The sequence below is a fragment of the Arthrobacter sp. NicSoilB11 genome, from assembly GCF_019977375.1.
Taxonomy (GTDB): Bacteria; Actinomycetota; Actinomycetes; order Actinomycetales; family Micrococcaceae; genus Arthrobacter.
In genome coordinates, this window is the sequence record NZ_AP024657.1 from 965,199 (window position 1) to 984,143 (window position 18,945).

17 protein-coding genes are annotated in these 18,945 nt (G+C 66.5%); 11 read left to right on the forward strand and 6 right to left on the reverse strand.

Annotated elements, in window-relative coordinates; translation table 11 throughout:
* Nucleotides 1-36: 36 nt before the first annotated feature.
* The 3 genes from LDO14_RS04550 to LDO14_RS04560 form a co-directional block, all read right to left on the reverse strand.
* Nucleotides 37-432, reverse strand: a complete 396-nt coding sequence (locus tag LDO14_RS04550; RefSeq protein WP_223993955.1) for a DUF1622 domain-containing protein — start codon at nt 430-432, stop codon at nt 37-39.
* A 69-nt stretch (nt 433-501) separates the two neighbouring features.
* Nucleotides 502-1,362: an SDR family oxidoreductase gene (locus LDO14_RS04555; RefSeq protein ID WP_144601316.1), complete on the reverse strand. Its 861-nt coding sequence runs from the start codon at nt 1,360-1,362 to the stop codon at nt 502-504.
* 3 nt (nt 1,363-1,365) lie between these two features.
* The gene (locus LDO14_RS04560) at nt 1,366-2,286 is read right to left on the reverse strand and encodes an MSMEG_6728 family protein (protein ID WP_142068461.1); all 921 of its coding nucleotides are present in this window, start codon (nt 2,284-2,286) and stop codon (nt 1,366-1,368) included.
* A 156-nt stretch (nt 2,287-2,442) separates the two neighbouring features.
* On the opposite strand from LDO14_RS04560, the gene LDO14_RS04565 reads away from it, so the two are divergent.
* The gene (locus LDO14_RS04565) at nt 2,443-3,030 is read left to right on the forward strand and encodes a hypothetical protein (RefSeq protein WP_018771396.1); all 588 of its coding nucleotides are present in this window, start codon (nt 2,443-2,445) and stop codon (nt 3,028-3,030) included.
* A gap of 182 nt (nt 3,031-3,212) precedes the next feature.
* Here the strand turns inward: LDO14_RS04565 and LDO14_RS04570 are convergent, their stop codons facing one another.
* Nucleotides 3,213-3,854 (reverse strand): transglycosylase family protein, encoded by a 642-nt coding sequence (locus LDO14_RS04570; RefSeq protein WP_056389450.1) that lies wholly within the window; start codon nt 3,852-3,854, stop codon nt 3,213-3,215.
* Between the two features lie 339 nt (nt 3,855-4,193).
* On the opposite strand from LDO14_RS04570, the gene LDO14_RS04575 reads away from it, so the two are divergent.
* The 3 genes from LDO14_RS04575 to LDO14_RS04585 all read left to right on the forward strand — a co-directional run bounded on the left by LDO14_RS04575 (nt 4,194) and on the right by LDO14_RS04585 (nt 6,854).
* The gene (locus LDO14_RS04575) at nt 4,194-5,228 is read left to right on the forward strand and encodes an adenosine deaminase (RefSeq protein ID WP_142074044.1); all 1,035 of its coding nucleotides are present in this window, start codon (nt 4,194-4,196) and stop codon (nt 5,226-5,228) included.
* 261 nt (nt 5,229-5,489) lie between these two features.
* Nucleotides 5,490-6,434 (forward strand): glycosidase, encoded by a 945-nt coding sequence (locus tag LDO14_RS04580; RefSeq protein WP_223993957.1) that lies wholly within the window; start codon nt 5,490-5,492, stop codon nt 6,432-6,434.
* 105 nt (nt 6,435-6,539) lie between these two features.
* Complete coding sequence (locus LDO14_RS04585; RefSeq protein ID WP_018771392.1) at nt 6,540-6,854, forward strand: acylphosphatase; 315 nt, start codon at nt 6,540-6,542, stop codon at nt 6,852-6,854.
* A gap of 54 nt (nt 6,855-6,908) precedes the next feature.
* Here LDO14_RS04585 and LDO14_RS04590 read toward each other — a convergent pair whose 3' ends face one another.
* Complete coding sequence (locus LDO14_RS04590; protein ID WP_134165881.1) at nt 6,909-10,556, reverse strand: TM0106 family RecB-like putative nuclease; 3,648 nt, start codon at nt 10,554-10,556, stop codon at nt 6,909-6,911.
* Between the two features lie 335 nt (nt 10,557-10,891).
* On the opposite strand from LDO14_RS04590, the gene LDO14_RS04595 reads away from it, so the two are divergent.
* Nucleotides 10,892-11,155, forward strand: a complete 264-nt coding sequence (locus LDO14_RS04595) for a hypothetical protein (RefSeq protein WP_018771390.1) — start codon at nt 10,892-10,894, stop codon at nt 11,153-11,155.
* Between the two features lie 78 nt (nt 11,156-11,233).
* Here LDO14_RS04595 and LDO14_RS04600 read toward each other — a convergent pair whose 3' ends face one another.
* A complete protein-coding gene (locus tag LDO14_RS04600) occupies nt 11,234-11,959 on the reverse strand; it encodes a GntR family transcriptional regulator (RefSeq protein WP_223993959.1) in 726 nt (241 codons plus the stop codon).
* 185 nt (nt 11,960-12,144) lie between these two features.
* On the opposite strand from LDO14_RS04600, the gene LDO14_RS04605 reads away from it, so the two are divergent.
* From LDO14_RS04605 to eda, 6 genes are all read left to right on the forward strand, one after another.
* Nucleotides 12,145-13,542, forward strand: coding sequence for an MFS transporter (locus LDO14_RS04605; protein WP_018771388.1), 1,398 nt, complete (start codon nt 12,145-12,147; stop codon nt 13,540-13,542).
* Nucleotides 13,539-14,567, forward strand: a complete 1,029-nt coding sequence (locus LDO14_RS04610) for an L-idonate 5-dehydrogenase (protein ID WP_223993961.1) — start codon at nt 13,539-13,541, stop codon at nt 14,565-14,567. The genes LDO14_RS04605 and LDO14_RS04610 overlap by 4 nt, the downstream gene beginning before the upstream one ends.
* A 101-nt stretch (nt 14,568-14,668) precedes the next feature.
* The gene (gene manD, locus LDO14_RS04615; protein WP_223993963.1) at nt 14,669-15,880 is read left to right on the forward strand and encodes a D-mannonate dehydratase ManD; all 1,212 of its coding nucleotides are present in this window, start codon (nt 14,669-14,671) and stop codon (nt 15,878-15,880) included.
* Nucleotides 15,877-16,863: a PfkB family carbohydrate kinase gene (locus LDO14_RS04620; protein ID WP_018771385.1), complete on the forward strand. Its 987-nt coding sequence runs from the start codon at nt 15,877-15,879 to the stop codon at nt 16,861-16,863. Before manD ends, LDO14_RS04620 begins: the two co-directional genes overlap by 4 nt.
* Nucleotides 16,864-16,943: 80 nt before the next feature.
* A complete protein-coding gene (locus LDO14_RS04625; protein WP_263422499.1) occupies nt 16,944-18,317 on the forward strand; it encodes a mannitol dehydrogenase family protein in 1,374 nt (457 codons plus the stop codon).
* A complete protein-coding gene (eda, locus tag LDO14_RS04630) occupies nt 18,310-18,936 on the forward strand; it encodes a bifunctional 4-hydroxy-2-oxoglutarate aldolase/2-dehydro-3-deoxy-phosphogluconate aldolase (protein WP_223993965.1) in 627 nt (208 codons plus the stop codon). The genes LDO14_RS04625 and eda overlap by 8 nt, the downstream gene beginning before the upstream one ends.
* Nucleotides 18,937-18,945 lie beyond the last annotated feature (9 nt).

Genomic DNA, 18,945 nt, shown 5'->3' on the forward strand with positions numbered 1-18,945 from the left:
CCAAAACCCCTATGTGGAAAACCCAACCCCGGGTGCTCAGCTGGGGGCGGCGGCGGAGCCGGTACGGGCCGCGGCCGGCTCCTTTTGCCAGGGCCAGCGCCCCGTGATTTCCAATTCCAGGGAGAAGCTGAGGAACGTCCTGATCAGCACGATGATAGCCAGCACCCCAACGCTGGCGAACGTGGGTGTGACGGCAACGGTGCGGATGATGTCGGCGGCGACGAGCAGTTCAAGGCCCAGCAGGATGGACCGGCCCAGCAACTGGCGGTAGGACCGGTAGAAACCCAGCTTCCCGGCCCCCGGCGGAAGCTGGTGCGCCTGATGGCCACGGATCGCCAGCGGGAGGGACACCACGGCCCCGATCACCATCACCGCGACTCCCGCAAAGTCGACAAGCTGCCCAACTGCCTCAATGACCTGCCGAAATTCCATGCCCCGCCTTAGCTCGGGCCAGGCATCCCGCGGCCAACCTGGCTGTAACCCATTGGACGGCGGCCTTCGTCACGGATGGCGGATGCCGTTCCCTGCTATGACGTCCCTGTACCCTTCCCGGAACGTGGGAAACGTGAAGGTGAACCCGGTGCTTCGGAGCAGGTGGTTACGGCAACGCTTGTTGCCTCCACGAGCGGGACCGGCGTCACCCACCCGGGGTTCTGGAAGCCCAAGTTCGGCTGCAAGGAACCGCAACACGGAACCCAGCTCGGCCGGCTCATCATCCACGCCGATATATGCCGGCGCGGGCGCAGCCTCCATGGTGGCAAGGTGCACAATGGCGGCCGCTGCATCGTCACGGTGGATCCGGTTGGTGTAGCGCACGTCCTCGGGAACCACGGCCGAGCCTGTCTTCACCTGGTCAATCAGCCGCGTCCGGTCCGGCCCGTAGATGCCTCCCAACCTGAGCGCAATACCGGTGGTCCCGGTTCCCGCAAGCCTGTTGTGCAGGAGATCCTCGGCTTCCACCAGCACCCGTCCGGAGAAGCCGCCCGGATCCGGCGCCGTGGATTCATCCACCCAGCCGCCACCCGCATCGCCGTAGACGGCCGTGGAGGAAACAAATAACACCCGGTCCGGGTGCACGCCGTCACGCTCGAGCGCATCCAGGACATGTGCCACACCACGTACATACGCCGTCCGGTATGCCTCTTCCGAGGGGGAATCGGCAGCGACGGCAATGACGACGGCGGTGGTGTCCGCAGGGACTGGCGGCAGTTCGGGCGAGCCCAGGTCCGCCGCAGCACCTTCAATGGCTGCCGGAAGCTTCGCAGGGGACCGGCGCCAGCCCACAACCCTGTGCCCCGACGCAGCGAACCTGAGCCCCGCTTCGGTACCCAGGTCGCCGCACCCTGCCAAAAGAATCGTCACGGCCTACGGCGCCTCAACCGGGAAGAACACGCGCGGATCCTGCAACAGCGCCGGGTACGCGAACGCGGAGCGGTCAATGATCTCCATGACCTCGAAATTCCTGCCAAAGCGGCCGTCATCGAGGGTGATGGGGCGCCCCACGACCTGTCCCACGGCGAACCTGGCTCCGTTCTCGAACGGAACCGCAACCGGCGTCTTCCCCGGGAGGGTCCGGAACGCCTCCTCCTGCGCCGCGCGCTTGCGGGTGGGCTTCTTCTCCTGAGGCTTCGGGGGCGCCTTCTTGGGCGCCCGTGACGGCCGGCGGGACCCGTCGTCCACGTAGACAGGGGAGTAACCGTCATCTCCGGCCGACATCGCGGCCGCGGCCGCAGCGCTCCGGTTCACCGGCGGAAGCGCAACGGTCCTGAGCGACTGGGGGTCGACGTCGTCATGCGGCTCCCGCAGGATCCAGAGAATGTCCCCCTCCGGTTCCTGCGGCAGGAATTCGTGCCGGGGTTCTGGCCAGACGTAGTCCATGTCCGGAATGGCGTCCGGGAAAACGGACGTGTAGAACTTCGGTTCCTTGTGCACCAGCTTGGAACGGTGGCTCAGGTGGAAGTCGGGGTCCCCGAGCCAGGGCGGCAGGATGATCTTGGCGGCGTAGTCCGGATGGGCAGCCTGCGGCGCAAACTCGGCGATGTTCGCCCGGGTGTTGTCCGGGTGGCCACGTTCGATCCATTCGTCCACCATCGCCAGCCCATACATGGTGAGGGCCGGCACGTGGCCCATCCACATGCGGATGGCGGGGTGGGTCTGCCAACCGTACCCGGGAATCACCAGGGCGCGGAGGGTCTGCAGCGCTTCAACCCGCTGCTTGCCCAGCCGTGCAGTGTCCAGGGCTTTGGCGCTTTGGCGGAAGTCAGGGTACGGGAGGAAGGTTTGCATCTATTCAGTCTGACGGTCCCCGGCGGAAGTGCCAATTGCTGTGCCAACGGCCACATCGCGGAGAGGTTAATGTCCAAATAGTGGACGCATGCATACGACGTTCAGGTTAAACCACTAAGATCACCGCAACCCCAACCGCGTTTCGGAAGCTCTCTCATGACATCTACACCTGACAAAGCAGTCGCCCACGCCCGCACCGCCCTGCCCCGTTTCGGGCAGATGCTGGCCCCGGAAGCCCAGGGAATCCTGGTCCTCGACGAGTTCACCATCGATCCCGCCGCCGCGCGCAAGGACCAGCACCGGTTCCGCGACGGCATGGCCACCGTGGCCAGGACGGTCCGGCGGATCGCCGCCCTTCGCGTGGTCATCGCGCTCGTGGCCATCGGCAACCTGCCCCTGTTCCTGCTGTCCAGCGGCGTGTGGATCTACGGAGTCTCACTCGCCCTGGTCGTTGCGGTCCACGCAGCAGTGACGCTGCTCAACCGGCACGAACCGCGGCTCAAGCAGCGCTCCGCCCTGGAACTGCACATGCACCGCGAACGCAGCGCCAACTACCGCAAGGTGCGCGACGCCGTGAAATACATGATCGACACCCCCAGCCGCATGAACGAGCACCTCTACCTGGAGTTGCTGGCCGTCAAGCGTGTCGCCCTGAACCTTGCGCACGGCACGGTTGCCCTGCTGGACACCAGCGATGACTCCGCCTGGAAGGTGCGGATCGTCCGCGAACTGCCGGCCAGCTGACCGGCGGTTCCCTGCCGACTCCGGCAGCGGCCCGGGAATTAAAAGAACGACGCCGGCACATCCCTTGTGGGGGTGTGCCGGCGTCGTCTTTTGGTCAACGGAATTTGTCTATCGCCGACCTGTCTGTGTCGCCTTCCAAAAGGCGGGCGGCCAGGGGGCCGCTGGGGATGCCGCCTCAGGCGTTACGCGGGAAGCTGGATGACCTGTCCCTCGAACACGAGGTTCGGATCCGAAATGGTGTCCAGGTTGGCGTCGGCAAGATGCTGCCAGCCGCCCTGGATGCCCAGCTTGTCGGCAACAATGCTTAAGGTATCCCCGGCCTGCAGCGTGTAGGTCTCGCCGCTAAGGGCAACCGACGTAGCATGCCGCGGCGCCGGTGCCTGCTTAACCGGAGCACTTTGAGCCGGGGCACTTTGAACCTGGACGCTCTGCGTGGGAGCAGCCTGGACGGGCGCGCTCTGGACCGGGGCTCCGCCGCCCCCGCTCAGGCCGAGCTGGGACGCGCAGGAGGGCCAGGCACCCCAACCCTGGGAGGCCTGGACCCGCTCCGCTACCGCGATCTGCTGTTCACGGCTGGCATCCGCGGGGGAGCCGGTTCCGCCGTAAGCGGCCCAGGTGCTGGAGGTAAACTGCAGGCCGCCGGAGAAGCCGTTACCGGTGTTGATGGACCAATTGCCGCCGCTCTCGCACTGGGCGAGTGCATCCCAGGTGGAGGTCGGGGTGGCTGCGTTGGCCGCCGTGGCTGAGAGGGCCAAACCTGCCGCGGAGACGGCGGCCAGGGTGACTCCACGGCGTGCGGCAGTACGGAATTTGGTGTTTTTCATGATGGTGATGCTCCTGAAGGCCACCAGCGCTGGTTCCGTCCCCGGAGATCGTCGCGCCACTGCCCGCCCCTGACAAATAGAGGTCACTGTCGGTGGCTGCCGCTGGGCAGTTCTGGTGGAGGCAGCACCGGGCAATCAAAGAGCCCGCCGGGCGGGCATGCATTTCACGCTAGGACATCGCTTGGGCGTTATCAAATCGAGATTCCAGCAGGGGTGTCGGGTAGGTGCAGTGCATCTGCGGGGAGCCGGCGGTCTTTAAGGCGTCGAAGTCCCGGGCAGGCGCAAAACCGGGAGGGGCATTATCCTGACCGGATGGACAACTTTGCCGGCGGCAGCACCATGCCCGAAACCGAAACGGACCCTGCGGAACCCGCAGCCCCTGCCAAGCCCCTCCCGGTGGCAGAACTGCACCTGCACATCGAGGGCACGCTGCAGCCCGAGCTCATCTTTGCCTTGGCCGAGCGCAACGGTATTGCGCTGCCGTATTCCGGTCTGGACGAACTCCGCGAGAAGTATGAGTTCACGGATCTGCAGTCCTTCCTTGACCTCTACTACGCCAACATGGCGGTGCTGCGTACCGAGCAGGACTTTGCGGACATGACCCGGGCCTACTTGGAGCGGGCTGCTGCCGCCGGGGTCCGGCACGCGGAAATCATGATGGACCCGCAGGCGCACCTCTCCCGCGGCATTCCCCTTGAGGCGTGCGTCAGGGGTGTGGCATCGGTGCTGGCGACCTCGGAGGAGGACTACGGTATCTCCACTATCCTGATCGCGGCATTCCTCCGGGACCTGCCGGAGGACTCCGCGCTGGAAGTCCTCGGCCGGCTGCTGGCCATGAATGCGCCCATCGGTGCCATCGGCCTGGATTCGGCCGAAGTGGGAAACCCGCCGTCCAAGTTTGAGCGGCTGTACGCGAAGGCGCGTGAAGCAGGCCTGCGGTTGACGGCGCACGCGGGGGAGGAGGGCCCGGCGTCGTACATCATCGAAGCCCTGGACCTCCTGGGCGTGGAGCGGATCGACCACGGCATCCGCTGCATGGATGACCCCGACCTGGTGGAGCGCCTGGTGGACGAACGCATTCCCCTGACGGTCTGTCCCCTGTCCAACGTCCGGCTCCGTGCCGTGGATACTCTGGCCGACCATCCGTTGCCCGCGATGCTGGCCGCCGGACTCAACGTCTCGGTCAACTCAGACGATCCCGCCTACTTCGGCGGCTACGTGGATGACAACTTTGCGCAGCTGACTTCGGTGTTTGAACTCTCTGATTTCGACAGGGCACGCCTTGCAGCGAACTCCATCCATTCCTCGTTCGCGTCAGAGGAGCGGAAAGCGGAGCTGCTGGCGGAATTGAACGGCAGGGAAGTGTCCGACTGACCGCTGCTGTGTCGGGGGCAACAGCCGGTCTTTCTGCCCGGTAAACTAAGTGCCGCAGGCGTGTCTGGGGAGTGCAGGGCAGCATCCATGCCAGCACTTGAGGGTTATGCAGACAGCCCTTACCCGAGACCTCCGCCTCACTTGCGGCACTATCCGCTTCATAGTCGGTCACGACACGCAGAATTTACCAATTAAAGTCGCGCGATTTAATCGGCTGTTGGCAAGATGCCTAAGACCGATCGCTTTTATATAAGGGGAATCATGGCCAAGTCCACCGCAGAAAACACCTACCTTCGACTCAAGACCGTGCTCGATGTCCTGACCGAAGGCGTGTGGTCCGGCGATGCACTGAATGCAGGCCAGGTCCTGGCGGAAGCAACTGCCCGCGTGCCGTTCAACGAGCATGAGGCAGAACTTCTCAGCGGCGGAATCCCGCGCGGCCACAAGACCCTCACCTCCGCCACCGCCAAGCTGGTCAAGGCCGGCTGGCTGATCAAGGGCCGCTCGGGCTGGACCATCACCGAGGACGGCATGCGCGCTACCGTCGCCTTCCCCGACGCTGATTCCTTCGCCGCAGCGCTCGACGCCGGCACTCCCGTCCCTGCCGATACTCCCGTTCCCACGGCTCCCGAAGGCTTTGTCCGCCCGGTCTCCGCCGCCGCGGCGACGCTGGAGGTTCCGGCCAAGGAGGAGGCTCCGAAGAAGACCGCCAGGAAGGCTCCCGCGAAGAAGGCCGCCTCGGCGGTGGGCAAGGCAGCCAAGGCGATCGAAGACGCCGTCGAACCCGTAGTGAAGGCAGTACGCAAGGGCAAGGCTTCGGCCAAGGACAAGGCAGCAGCAGCAACCCCCGCTGCCGAGACCTCCGCCGCCACCGAGCCGTTCGAGGGCCCGGACGTTGAAACCCTTCCGCAGCCCGAAGCTGTGGCCTTGGCTGGTGACTTCAACACCATCCTGGGTGCCCCGGAGAACTGGGCACCGCAGTACGACGAAGCGCAGATGGAATTCGATTTCCTGGACCAGCTGTGGAAGAAGAGCGCCGAGCTTCCCGCCGGGTTCTACACCTTCAAGATCGCCCTCAACCGATCCTGGACTGAGAACTACGGTGCCTTCGGCACGTTCGACGGTCCCAACCACGAGTTGCACCACGCCGGCGGCAAGGTGACCATCCGCTACAACCACGCCACCCGCGACATCACCATCAACTAAGGGATGCATCCGCCCGGCCGGGCCGCGCTGACTGTCGTTTCCAAACAACGGTGACAGGTAGCGCGGCCCGGCCGGGACGGCAAGCTGCGGACGAGGAGGTCCACCATGGGTAGGCACGCAGGGCCCGCGCAGGAAAACCCGGCGCAGGCCAATATCCGGCTGGACGCGCGCGTGTCCGGCATGGTGCAGGCTGTGGGCTTCCGCTTCCGGACCATGGGCCAGGCTGAGGACCTTGGACTTTCCGGCGAAGTGAAGAACCTCGACGACGGTTCGGTTTCCGTGGTGGCCGAGGGGCCCGAGCCGAAGGTGCGCCAGCTCCTGGAGTGGCTCAAATCCGGCCGCACGCCGGGCCGGGTGGACAACGTGGAGGCATCGATGTCCGAAGCCTCCGGTCAATTCCGGGGCTTCCGGGCGCACTGAGTCGCTCCCGCGGCAGCGACGTTCCCGCGGCGCCGTCAGGGGGCCTGTCCCGCGCTAATCCCGCGGACTAAGCCCGATGAAGGCCCCGAGTTCCTCCAGCCCCGCGGGCTTGTGCGGCATGTAGCTGGTGAGGTCGGGGGAACGGATGATGACCGCGCGCCACTGGCCGCGGGACACCGCCACGTTGATGCGGTTCCGGTTGAGCAGGAACTCCGCTCCCCGCGGAGCCTCTGACACGGCCGAGCATGCCATGGAGACCAGCACCACGGGAGCTTCCTGGCCCTGGAACTTGTCCACGGTGCCCACCCGGACATCGGGCAGTCCGGCCTCCGCCAGGTGCCTGCGGATCAGGTGGACCTGGGCGTTGTAGGCGGCCACCACCAGCAGGTCCTGCTGCCCGAGGGGGCGGGATTCGGTCTCCGGGCCGCAGGTCCATTTCAGGCCAAGGTGCCGGCGGGCCTGGCTTACCACTTCTGCAGCTTCTTCTTTTGACGCGGTGGCGTTGCCGGTGTGGTTGACGAACACCGTCTCCACCCCGGGCGCCAGGACCTCCAGTTCGCGAAGGGACGCGGCCGGAGCCGATGCCAGCCTTCCCTCGTAGCTGAGGTTCGACACTGCCCGGCACAGGTCCGGATGCATCCGCCAGGTATCGGCGAGGAAGTAGCCCAGGCTTACGGGAAGGGTGGCGTGGCCGGCCGCGAGCCAGCCAAGCGCGGACTGGTCCACTGGTTCCGGGTGCGCGCCCTGGGTGACTTGCGGGAGCTGCTGGGGATCGCCAAGCAGGAGCAGCCGCGTACCCGCGACGCTGACCGCCAGGGTGTTGGCCAGCGAGAACTGCCCGGCCTCGTCAATGACCAGGAGATCGAGGGACCCGGCGGGGACTTCCTTGCCGGTCATGGTCCAGGCGGTGCCGCCCACCAGGCATCCGCCCGGGGATGCCAGCAGGCGGGACACGTCGCCTTCTGAGGTGAGGTTCCAGGGGACAGGATGGGGTGCGGCCAGTTTCTTGCCCACCACCTGGGGGTCCACTCCGCCGGTTTCGATTGCCCGGCAGAGCAGGTTTTCCACCACGTTGTGGGACTGGGCAACCACCCCGACCTTCCAGCCCTCGGCCACCAGCCTGCCGATGACATGGGCACCAACGTAGGTTTTGCCTGTCCCTGGCGGACCCTGGACGGCCAGATAGGAGTGGTCCAGGTCCCGCAAAGATTCGGTGATGGCCGGCGCGTAATCGGCTGAACCATCGTCGCCATGCCGGACGTCCGCCGGCCCTGGCAGCGAGTGGAACCGCGGCGGCAACTTGCGCAGGATGTCCAGGCCCGGTTGCGCGGGGAGGGACGGCACCGAAGCCCCGACAGCGCTGGCGATGTCCGCGATGGCTGCTTCAATGCTGGCGGTGGCCAGGGGCTGGTCCTCCGTGAGTGCCACCGGAAGGTGCGGATAGGCGCGAACTTTCCCGGTCTCCCGCTCGGCAATGGTCACGAAGTGTTCCGGGCTGTCCGGTGCCGGCTCCAGTTCGCTGATCCTGGTCCCGAAGGAGTAGGCCCTGGTCCCCGGGGCAGCGTCCGGGGCGGTCATGCCATCAGGTCCCGGGGCGTCGTACAGCCGGCACCAGTTGGAGTCGGCGCGGAAATCGGAGCCCTCCGTCATGGTGCCTCGGAGCTTCAGGACGCGGGTTTGCATCCGTTCCCGGGGCTTGGCCAACGCCCAGTCCGAGACGACTTCCGCTGACGATACAACGAACACGTTGCGTTGGTCGGACCAGTTTTCCAGCGGCGCCTCGACCCGGTCGAAGTGTTGCCACCAGAACTGCTTGCGCTCACGCCGGTGATATCCGGTGGCTGCCGCAACCATGGCGATGGCACGCTCGTCGTCAGTCCACGGGCGGTTGTCCGGCAGGCCGGCAAGATACTCGCGGAGCCGACGTTCTTCGGCGGTTTCGTCCTGTGCATCCTGGCGTCCGTCGACTGCGGGATCTGTCGGGGGAGCAACGGTCAAAGCAGCCGCCGCAGGGGCGTCCCCTGACGCTTGGGCGTCCGCACGGGCCACGGAAGCGATTCGAAGCAACCAGTCACGCAGCCGAAGGGTGGAGAGGCAGTCGTACCGGTTGTAGTCGGAAATCGACGCCAGGATGGTGTCGGCCTCGTCCTGCCGCCCTTCATCGCGGGCGGCACAATAGGCGGCGTAGGCCACCACCGAAGCGCCGGCGTCCTTGACGTCCCCGGACCGGAGGTTGTCTCCCATGTACAGCGGTTCAAGCTTCTTGATGGAGTACGACGCCTCCGAGATCCGAAGGGAATGCCGCACCGTGGCGTACAGGTCCACCAGCAGCCCCTGCCGGAGCCAGTCATCCACCGTGTCCTCGCCCGCCTGGTGCGCAAGCGAAAGGTTCCGCAGCGCGGTCTTTTCGTACGGGGCGTAGTGGTAAACGTGCATGTCCGGGTACCGGGCACGCCGCTTTTCCACGTAGTCCAGGAAGTCCAGGAAGGCGCGGCGCTCCCCGGAACGGGAGTGCGCCCAGAACGGGCGGAAGACGGGATCGCCTTCCGCACCAGGCACCGGGGCCTCGATGACGCCAAAGAGGTACTCAATGCCCCACGCGCCGGTGGCCGGGTCCTGCCACAGCGGATCGCCCTCGAAGTCGAAGAAGATGTCCCCGGCACTGGGGGCGGGCAGCGATCCGATGGTGTTGTCCGGAAGGACCGTGTAGGAGACCGTGTGCGGCTGGCCATCCTTGGTAAATGTCCTCGAGCCTGCGGGCTGGTCCAGGCCCAGCTGCATCCTCGCCTGGGCGCGGAGCCGGGCCACGGAGTTCCTGGCTTCGCCGGCCGGCATGGCTGCCAGTTCATCGATGCTGGTGATCTTCGCAGCATGAAGTTTCCGTCGCTGGACCACGGACATGCCCGCCACCATCAGCAGATCCCTGTGCAACTTCACCTGCTCGGCGCAGTAGTCGCAGCGCCCGCAATGCACGACGCCGGGCTGCTGCCACTGGACGGGACCATCGGCCGCCCGGTGGGTGGCTGTGAGTTGGCGGAAGCGCCGCCGTCGTTCACGGAAAACGGGCAGCAGGTCCGGCAGGGAATGGCTGCTCCGCAGCCAATCGTCGCCGACGCGGGTGCCGAGGACCAGCGTGACGGCGGGGGAGGGATCCAGCCCCATCCCGAGGAGCTGGTCGCCGTAGGCAGCCAGCTGCAGCAGGGCCCCCACCTTGGCGTGCCGGGCAAGTTTGGTGTCCCAGACCTCGTACCGGCCGGGGTTCCCGGTGCCTGCCGCCTCATTGACCAGGAAATCCGCGTAACCAAGGAACTCGCCGTCGAAGAAGGTGGCCTGGAACACGACGTCCGCCCCGGACCGCAGGGCAAGTTCGGTCTCTGCGTGTTTCGCCTGAAGCTCGCCCCGGAGGTTTTGGCCGCGGTCCAGTGAGTAGACGCCGGACCCGCGGCCCGCGTCCCATTGGCCGTACTTGGCCACCAGGCTGGCCAGCACGGTCTGTTCATGCCGGTCGCCCAGTTCGCCGGCGCGCTTCTGCATCTCATCGACCGGGAACTCTGCCTTGGGAGTACGCCCCAGCTTTTCGTCCAGGATTCGCAGCGTGCGGTACTCACACTCGGAAGCTGCCACAAGGTCGCTGGCGGAGAAGACCAGGTCCGGCGGCGCAGCGGATCCGGCATGATGACCGGCAGCGTCCAGCAGAAACACGGGGCCTCCCCAACTGTTTGCGGGCCCGGAGACGGTTTCCCTGGCCTGGAATCAAACCTAGCAAGAGGGACTGACAAACAGGCACCGTGGGTAATTGGTTAGCCCATTTGGGTGGTTGGAATTTCCGTGGACGCCGGAGTCCCGCAGCAGTACCCTTTCAGTGCGGGCAGCCGCCACAAGCGCCTGGCCGGGAGATGAAGAAGGCGCCCATCCAACTCCGGCGCCGCGTTTGGGTCTGCGATCTGGGGGCAACCAACCGGCCCTATCGGCTGCTGCGGGCCTTGGCCGCCGCCGGCAGCTAACGGAAATCCCATATCCCAGAAACGGTTCCAGTCATGACTGTCCTTCTTCGCCGCGCTGCCATCTTCAGCCTCGCCGGGCTGTCCATCCTCGCTGGGAGCGCCGCTCCGGCCCAGGCAACCAACGACGCCGCCAGTTGCGTCGGAATTATTGTTTCCACCCAGGCGCAGGCAGGGGAGCTTGACGTGAACTACTTCAAGGACCTGGCTGATGACGAAGACGCACCCAATTTCGGGCAATTCGTCCAAGGCGGTGCGCACTTGCACTACGGCTCGATGGAGGCATGCCTTCCTGATTAGCTCCTGATCAGCCAGCCTGACCAGGGCGCGCGCGACGGCGGGACTTCCCGCCGTCGTCGGCCGCACACCTTGGGTGACTTAAGTCAGGCGGGCAACGCTCCGCCGTGAAGGACGCCGGGCGGCGGCGTCGGAGAACAGCTCCGGGGTGGATTCCTGGATGCGCTGGACGTCCTCGAAGACGGCGCGAAGGTGAAGGCGCAGGCTGCTGTCCGCATCGGAAAGGTCGTTGGCTTCCAGTGCGTCCACCACGGCCGTGTGCTGCTCGATCAAGGTGGAAACGGGCCGGGTGTCCAGCAGGCTCATCCGTCGCGCCCGGTCCAGGTGTGCCTTGGCGGAGTTGACCGCACTCCAGGCGGATTCGTGTCCGGCCAGGCGCAGGAGTTCCCGGTGGAAATCCTCGTCCAGCCGGAAGAATTCCTCCACGTCGCCGCTGGCGTCAGCATCCGACTGCGCCTTGAGAATACCCCGCAGGACGCCGATGCCTTCCGCGTCCACGGCGAGATCCCGGAGCGACGCGCACTCGATGGCTTCGCGGATGAACTGCGCTTCGGAGACCCGCGCCAGGTCCACCAGCGAGACGAACGAGCCGATCTGGGGAAAGACCTGCACCAGTCCTTCCTCGCGGAGCAGGATGAGGCTCTCGCGTACCGGCGTGCGGCTGACGCCCAGCTCCTGCGCCAGCTCGTTCTCGGATAGGGGCTCGCCCGGCGGGAGTTGCAGCGAGATGATCCTGCTGCGGAGCGTCTCGAGGGTTTGGTCGCGCACCGAAAGCCGGGGGGAAGCACCTCTTTTGTCCGTTGCCATGCCATTAGTCTAGCCCGTTGACACACTAGAATGGTAGTGCTTGTATGGTAGTAGAAATCGAAGTGCTGCCGGTTCACTGATGCCCATCCGAGGGGCCCGGCCGGGCAGTCCACAGCTTTCCGCTGTTCAATCCCCTTCAACGTTTTTCCTCCCCCTAGACAGCATCACCTGCAAAGGAGCAACTGATGACCGAAAGCATTGCACCGCCTACCAGCAGCAAGGTTGAAGCCCGGAACACCCGCGACCTCGCAAAGGTGGCCGTCTCCGGCTGGCTTGGCACGGCCATGGAATTCATGGACTTCCAGCTGTACTCCCTGGCAGCCGCCATCGTCTTCAACAAGATCTTCTTCCCGGACGTCAGCCCCGTCATCGGCCTGATCGCCGCGATGGCCACCTACGGCGTGGGGTACGTTGCCCGCCTCTTCGGTGCTGTCTACTTCGGCCGCATGGGCGACCGCATCGGCCGCAAGAAGGTCCTGTACATCACCATCGCCCTGATGGGTGCCTCCACCACCCTGATCGGCGTACTTCCCACCTACGCCATGGTGGGCATCTGGGCACCCATCCTCCTGGTGGCCCTGCGCCTCATCCAGGGTTTCGGGGCCGGCGCGGAAATCGCGGGTGCCACGGTGATGCTGGCGGAGTTCGCTTCGGCTCGCCGACGCGGCATCATCTCTTCCCTGGTCTGCCTGGGCACCAACTCCGGAACCCTGGGCGCCTCGGCATTGTGGGCCATCCTGGTCAGTTCCCTTTCGCAGGAGGACCTGCTGAGCTGGGGCTGGCGCGTCCCGTTCCTTGCCAGCTTCGTGATCATGCTGTTCGCCGTCTGGATCCGCCGCTCCATCAAGGAAAGCCCGGTCTTCGAACAGCGTGCCGACGTGGTTGACGGCGTGGCACTCACCAAGGACAAGATCAAGAGCGCAGCCGCAAAGGCCCCCGAACTCGCGGGAACCAGCACCATCGAAGCTGCCCTGCACCAGAAGAAGGGCAAGGCGTTCCTGATCGCACTGGGCCTGCGCTTTGGCCAGGCCGGCAACTCCGGACTGGTGCAGACCTTCCTGGTGGGCTACCTGGCCACCGTCCTGATGACGGACAAGAGCGTGGGCACCAACGCGATCATGTACGGCTCGATCCTCGGCTTCGTCACCATCCCCTTGATTGGCCTCCTTGGTGACCGCTTCGGCCGCCGCCCCCTGTACCTGGTGCTCAGCGCCCTCACTGCCCTCTACGCCATCCCGATGATGCTCATGATCACCAGCGGCAATTCGGCGCTTATCACCATCGCCATGGTCATCGGCCTGAACCTGGGCGTGCTGAGCCTCTTCGCGATGGAAAGCGTCACCATGGCCGAGTTCTTCGGTGCCCGCACCCGCTTCACGCAACTGGCGCTCGCCAAGGAGATCGGCGGCATCCTGGCCACAGCCATCGGCCCGCTGCTGGCGGCAACGCTTACCGCAGTCACCGGACACTGGTGGCCGCTCGCCGCCATGGTCATCGGCTACTCGCTGATCACCCTGGTCTCCGCAGCTGTTGGCCCCGAGGTCCGCGGCCGCGACATGGTCCGCCTGGAGGACGCAGTATGAAGGCAGTCGTCGTCCACGGTGCCAACGACCTCCGCATCGATGACCGGCCCGAGCCCGTCGCCGGGCCCGGAGAGGTAGTGCTCGACGTCGAATGGGGCGGCATTTGCGGCAGCGACCTTTCGTACTGGCGCCACGGAGCGTCGGGTACCGCGGCGCTGAAGTCACCGCTCGTCCTGGGGCACGAGGTGGCGGGCCGGATCGCCAAGCTGGGCGCCGGCGTCGAACATCTCGAAGTGGGCCAGCCCGTCACGGTGCATCCCGCCGAACTGGTGGGGGACGGCGCGCTGCCGGAGCGGCTCCGGGGCAGGACCAACCTCTACCCGCAGATCCGCTACTTCGGCTCGGCGGCGTTCGACCCCCACACCGACGGTGGGTTCAGCGAACGGAAACTCGCCAAGGCATTCCAGGTCCGGCCGCTTCCGGACGGGGTGGACACCCTCCGTGGGGCACTGGCGGAGCCGCTCGCCGTCGCCATGCATGCCGTCAGCCGCGCCGGCAGCCTGCAAGGCCGGGACGTGCTGGTCAACGGTGCCGGGCCCATCGGGTCGCTGGTCACGGCGGCCGCCAAGTACGCCGGAGCCCGGACCGTGATTGCCACCGACATCAGCGACGCGTCCCTGCGGATTGCCAAGGCCATGGGCGCAGACGAGGTACTGAACGTCTCGGACACTGCGCTCCCCACGGACATGGAGCTCGTCTTCGAGGCCACCGGGATCCCTGCCGTTTTGGGCGGAGTCCTGCACGCCACGGCCCGCGGCGGCACCGTCGTCCAGGTGGGCAACCTGCCCGGCACCCCTGCGGCCTCCGCGCTGGGGGACCTGGTCACCCGGGAAATCACCTGGATAGGGTCCTACAGGTTCGTGGATGAAATCACCGATGCCTTGCAGGCCATGAAGGACGGCCTGGACGTCTCGCCCATCATCACCCACAAGTTCGCCATCGAGGACGCGGCGCAAGCCATGCAAACGGCCGCGGACCCCGCGGCCGGCAGCAGCAAGGTCATGCTCCGCCTCAGCTCGGACTGACACCCACCCCCACCAAAACAGCGGTAAGTGCCCGTTCTGAACCCTCACAGCGGGCACTTACCGCCACCGAACATTGCATACCACCATGAGAAGGACTCCCAGTGAAGATCACCGACGCACGGGTTGTGGTTTCGTCGCCCGGACGGAACTACGTCACGCTCGTAATTGAAACCGAGGACGGCATCACCGGCATCGGCGACGCCACTTTGAACGGTCGCGAGCTGGCTGTAGCCTCCTATCTCTCCGAGCACCTCTGCCCGTTGCTCATCGGCCGCGATGCCCGCCGCATCGAGGATGCCTGGCAGTACTTCTACAAGGGCGCCTACTGGCGCCGCGGCCCGGTGACCATGACGGCCATCGCAGCCATCGACGTCGCACTCTGGGACATCAAGGGCAAGGCGGCCGGCATGCCGGTCTATGAACTCCTGGGCGGCGCGGCCCGCGAGGGCGTGATGGTCTACGGACACGCCAGCGGCACCACCCTTGAGGACCTCAGCGCAGACTTCCAGCATCACCTGGACCTTGGCTACAAGGCCATCCGCGCCCAGGCAGCCGTGCCCGGCCTGGACAAGACCTACGGGATCGCCCCCGTGGACGGCAGACTCTACGAGCCGGCCAGCGGCAACGTGCCCCAGGAAGACACCTGGGAGACCACCGCCTACCTGGACTTCGCACCGAAAATGATGGCCCACGTCCGAGGGGAGTTCGGCTACGGCGTCCACGTCCTGCACGATGTCCATCACCGGCTCACGCCCATCGAAGCAGGCCGGCTTGGCGCCTCCCTTGAGCAGTACCGGCCGTTTTGGATCGAGGACCCGACGCCGGCTGAAGACCAGTCGGCATTCCGCCTGATCCGCCAGCACACCACCACCCCCGTCGCCGTGGGTGAGGTGCTCAACTCGATCTGGGACTGCCAGCAGCTCATCACCGAACGCCTGATCGACTACATCCGCACCTCCGTCTCGCACGCCGGCGGCATCACGCACCTGCGCCGCATCTTCTCCCTCGCAGACCTCTACGGCGTGCGCTCGGGCTCGCACGGCGCAGGTGATCTGTCGCCGGCCTCGTTCGCAGCCGCACTGCACGTTGACATGAGCATCCCCAACTTCGGCATCCAGGAATACATGGGCCACCGCGACCCCGCCGGGGAAGTCTTCACCACCTCCTACACCTTCAGCGACGGCTACATGCACCCCGGGGACGCTCCCGGCATCGGCGTAGAGTTCAATGAGGAAGCCGCCGTACGCTTCCCCTTCGACCCCAAGTACCTGCCGGTGAACCGGCGCCTGGACGGATCGGTGCACGACTGGTGAACACTGCAGCCCACCAACCCTTTGACGTGGTGGTGATGGGGGAGATCCTCGTCGAAGTCGCCACCGACCTTCCCTTTGCCCACGGCGTTCCCGCGCAGCTTGGCATCTCCGGCGACGCCCTCAACGTCGCAGCCTCCGCCGCCGCCGCAGGCGCCACGGTAGGCCTGTTGTCCGTGCTGACCGATGACGAATTGGGCCACGCCATTGCCGCCCGTATCGCCGAACTGGGCGTTTCGACCGACCTTCTAAAGTTCCGGCGCGGCCAGCAGGGCGTTTACCTCGTCCACAGCGATCCTGCCGGCGAACGCGAGTTCTCCTACGCCCGCAGCGGCAGCGTGGGTTCCACCCTGGGCCCGGAGGACGTCGATCCCGAAGTTGTCGCGGCAGCCGGGGCCCTGGTGGCGGGCGGCATCGCCTGCGCCATTTCACCAACGTCGCGCGCCGCCGTCGTCAAAGCTGCCGGCCTGGCCACACGCTTTGTCTACGATCCCAATTACCGCCCCCGCCTCACCACCGTGGAAGAGGCGACGGCGGCACTCACCGCCCTGGCGCCGCAGGCCTTCCTGGTCACGCCGTCATTCCCCGGCGAGACGGATGCCCTGCTGGGCGTTGCCTCTCCGCAGGAGGCCGCGGCCAAGCTGCGCTCGCTGGGTACCGCCAACGTTGCCGTCACCTGTGGGGCGGAAGGGGTCCAGCTCGAATGGAGCGGCGACGCCGCCCAAGGTGCCGGCTCTGCGTGGGTGCCGGCGGTTCCCGCCCCCGCCGTGGTGGACCAGACCGGTGCCGGGGACGCGTTCGTTGGGACGCTCACCGCGCGTCTGGTGCTGGGCGACGACTTCCCGACGGCGGCACGTTTCGGGGCTGCCGCATCGTCGCTGGTGGTGGGCGGCAAGGGCGGTACCGGTTTCATCCCCACATTCGAACAGACCAGGGCGCACGCCTCCGGGAACTTCTCCGAAGGAGCGCAGCCATCGAACGCCTGACTACATCTTCCCTGGCAACCAGCGGACACCACGCCGGCATCAAGCGGGACAAACTGCAGCCCGGCATCGTCCACCTGGGCCTGGGAGCCTTCGCCCGCGCCCACACCGCGGTCTTCACGGAAGACGCAATGCTTGCCGCCGGCGACTTCGAGTGGGGGATCATCGGGGTCACCCAGCGTTCCAGCACCGTGGCCCGGCAACTGGCGCCCCAGGATGGCTTGTTCACCGTGGCAGAACGGGGAGGCAACGCCGCCCCGCTGCGTGTGGTCTCCAGCATCGTCGACGCCATATCCGGGCGCGACAACCCCGAACTGGTGGTCGAGCGGATCGCCGCACCGGCCACAAAGATCGTCACCCTCACCATCACGGAAAAGGGATACCGGTTCGATCCGAAAACCCGCACCCTTGACCTGCAGGACCCGGAAGTCCAGGCGGACCTCTCGGGACGCCCGCCGCGTACCGCCATCGGGCAAATTGTCCGTGGCCTGCAGCAACGGCCACTCACGGGTGCCGGAGCCATCACCGTGGTGTCCTGCGACAACCTGCCCGGCAACGGCGAACTGACCGGAACCCTGGTCCGGAATTTCGCGGCCGCCCTGCCCGCACCTGAAAGCGAACCCCTGCTGGTCTGGTTGGCAGGAAACGCAACCTTCCCCAGCACCATGGTCGACCGGATGGTGCCGGCCAGCACGCCAGGCGACCTGGCCGGCGTCGAACGTGAACTTGGCCTTCGGGACGAAGCCGCCGTGGTGGCCGAACCCTTCAAGCAATGGGTGATTGAGGACAATTTCGCCGCCGGCAGGCCGCGCTGGGAGGATGCCGGGGCGGTGTTCAGCACCGACGTCGCCGCGTGGGAGGCAGCCAAGCTGAGGCTGCTGAACGCCAGCCATTCGATGCTGGCCTATCTGGGGCTCGCCGCGGGCAAGGAAACCATCAGCGACGCCGTGGCCGTGGACGCGTTCCATACCGCCTGCCGGCGCATGATGCTCCAGGAAGCGCTGCCCACCATCACCCTCCCGGCCGGGCTGGGCGGGGAGCAGTACTGCGACGAGGTGCTCCGCCGCTTCGCCAACCCCGCCCTGGGCCACACCACCGCGAAAGTGGGCAGCGACGGTTCCCAGAAGATAGGGCTGCGCCTGCTGCCCACCATGAGGGGAACGCTCGACGCCGGCCGCGAACCCCGCTGGGCTGCGCTCGCCATTGCCGCGTGGATGCACCATGTGGCCACCACCCTGGAAACCGACCTCAACGATCCGCTGGCCTCGGAGCTGAACGCAACACTGCCGGCCGCCAGGGACGCCGACAGCGTGGTGCCTGCACTGCTGGGCTTCCGGCCCGTTTTTGACCAGGACCTGGCGGAACATGGCGGCTTCCGCAACCTGCTCCTGCACTGGTACCGCATCATCGAAACCAACGGGCCGGACGGCCTGGGAAATGAGATCAACCATGGCTGACGCATCAGGCGTCCTTGGCGTTTCACCTGTCATCCCGGTGGTCACCATCGACGACCCCCAGGATGCGGTGCCCCTGGCCCGTGCCCTGGTGGACGGCGGCGTGAAGATCATCGAGCTGACGCTGCGCACCGACTCCGCGCTGACCTCGCTGAAGCTGATCGCCGAGGAGGTGCCGGACATCCTGGTGGGCGCCGGCACCATCCTCACGCCGGGCCAGGCCGACGCCGCCGTCCAGGCGGGTGCCACATTCCTGGTCAGCCCCGGTGTCACCCCGGCCCTGCTCAAGCACATGCTGTCCCTGGACGTCCCGGTGCTGCCCGGCGTCGCCACCGTGGGCGAGGTAATGGCCGTCCTGGAAGCCGGATTGGATGCGATGAAGTTCTTCCCCGCCGGGCCTGCAGGCGGTCCGTCCTATCTGGCGGCCATCGGGGCGCCCCTCCCGCACGTGCAGTTCTGCCCCACCGGCGGCATCAGCCTGGCCACCGCCCCGGATTACCTTCGGCTGCCGAATGTGGCCTGCGTGGGCGGCAGCTGGCTCACTCCGGCGGACGCCGTCGCGGCCAAGGACTGGGCGCGGATCACCAGCCTGGCCAGCGGGGCGGCCGCGCTGGGCCGGTAATCCACCCCG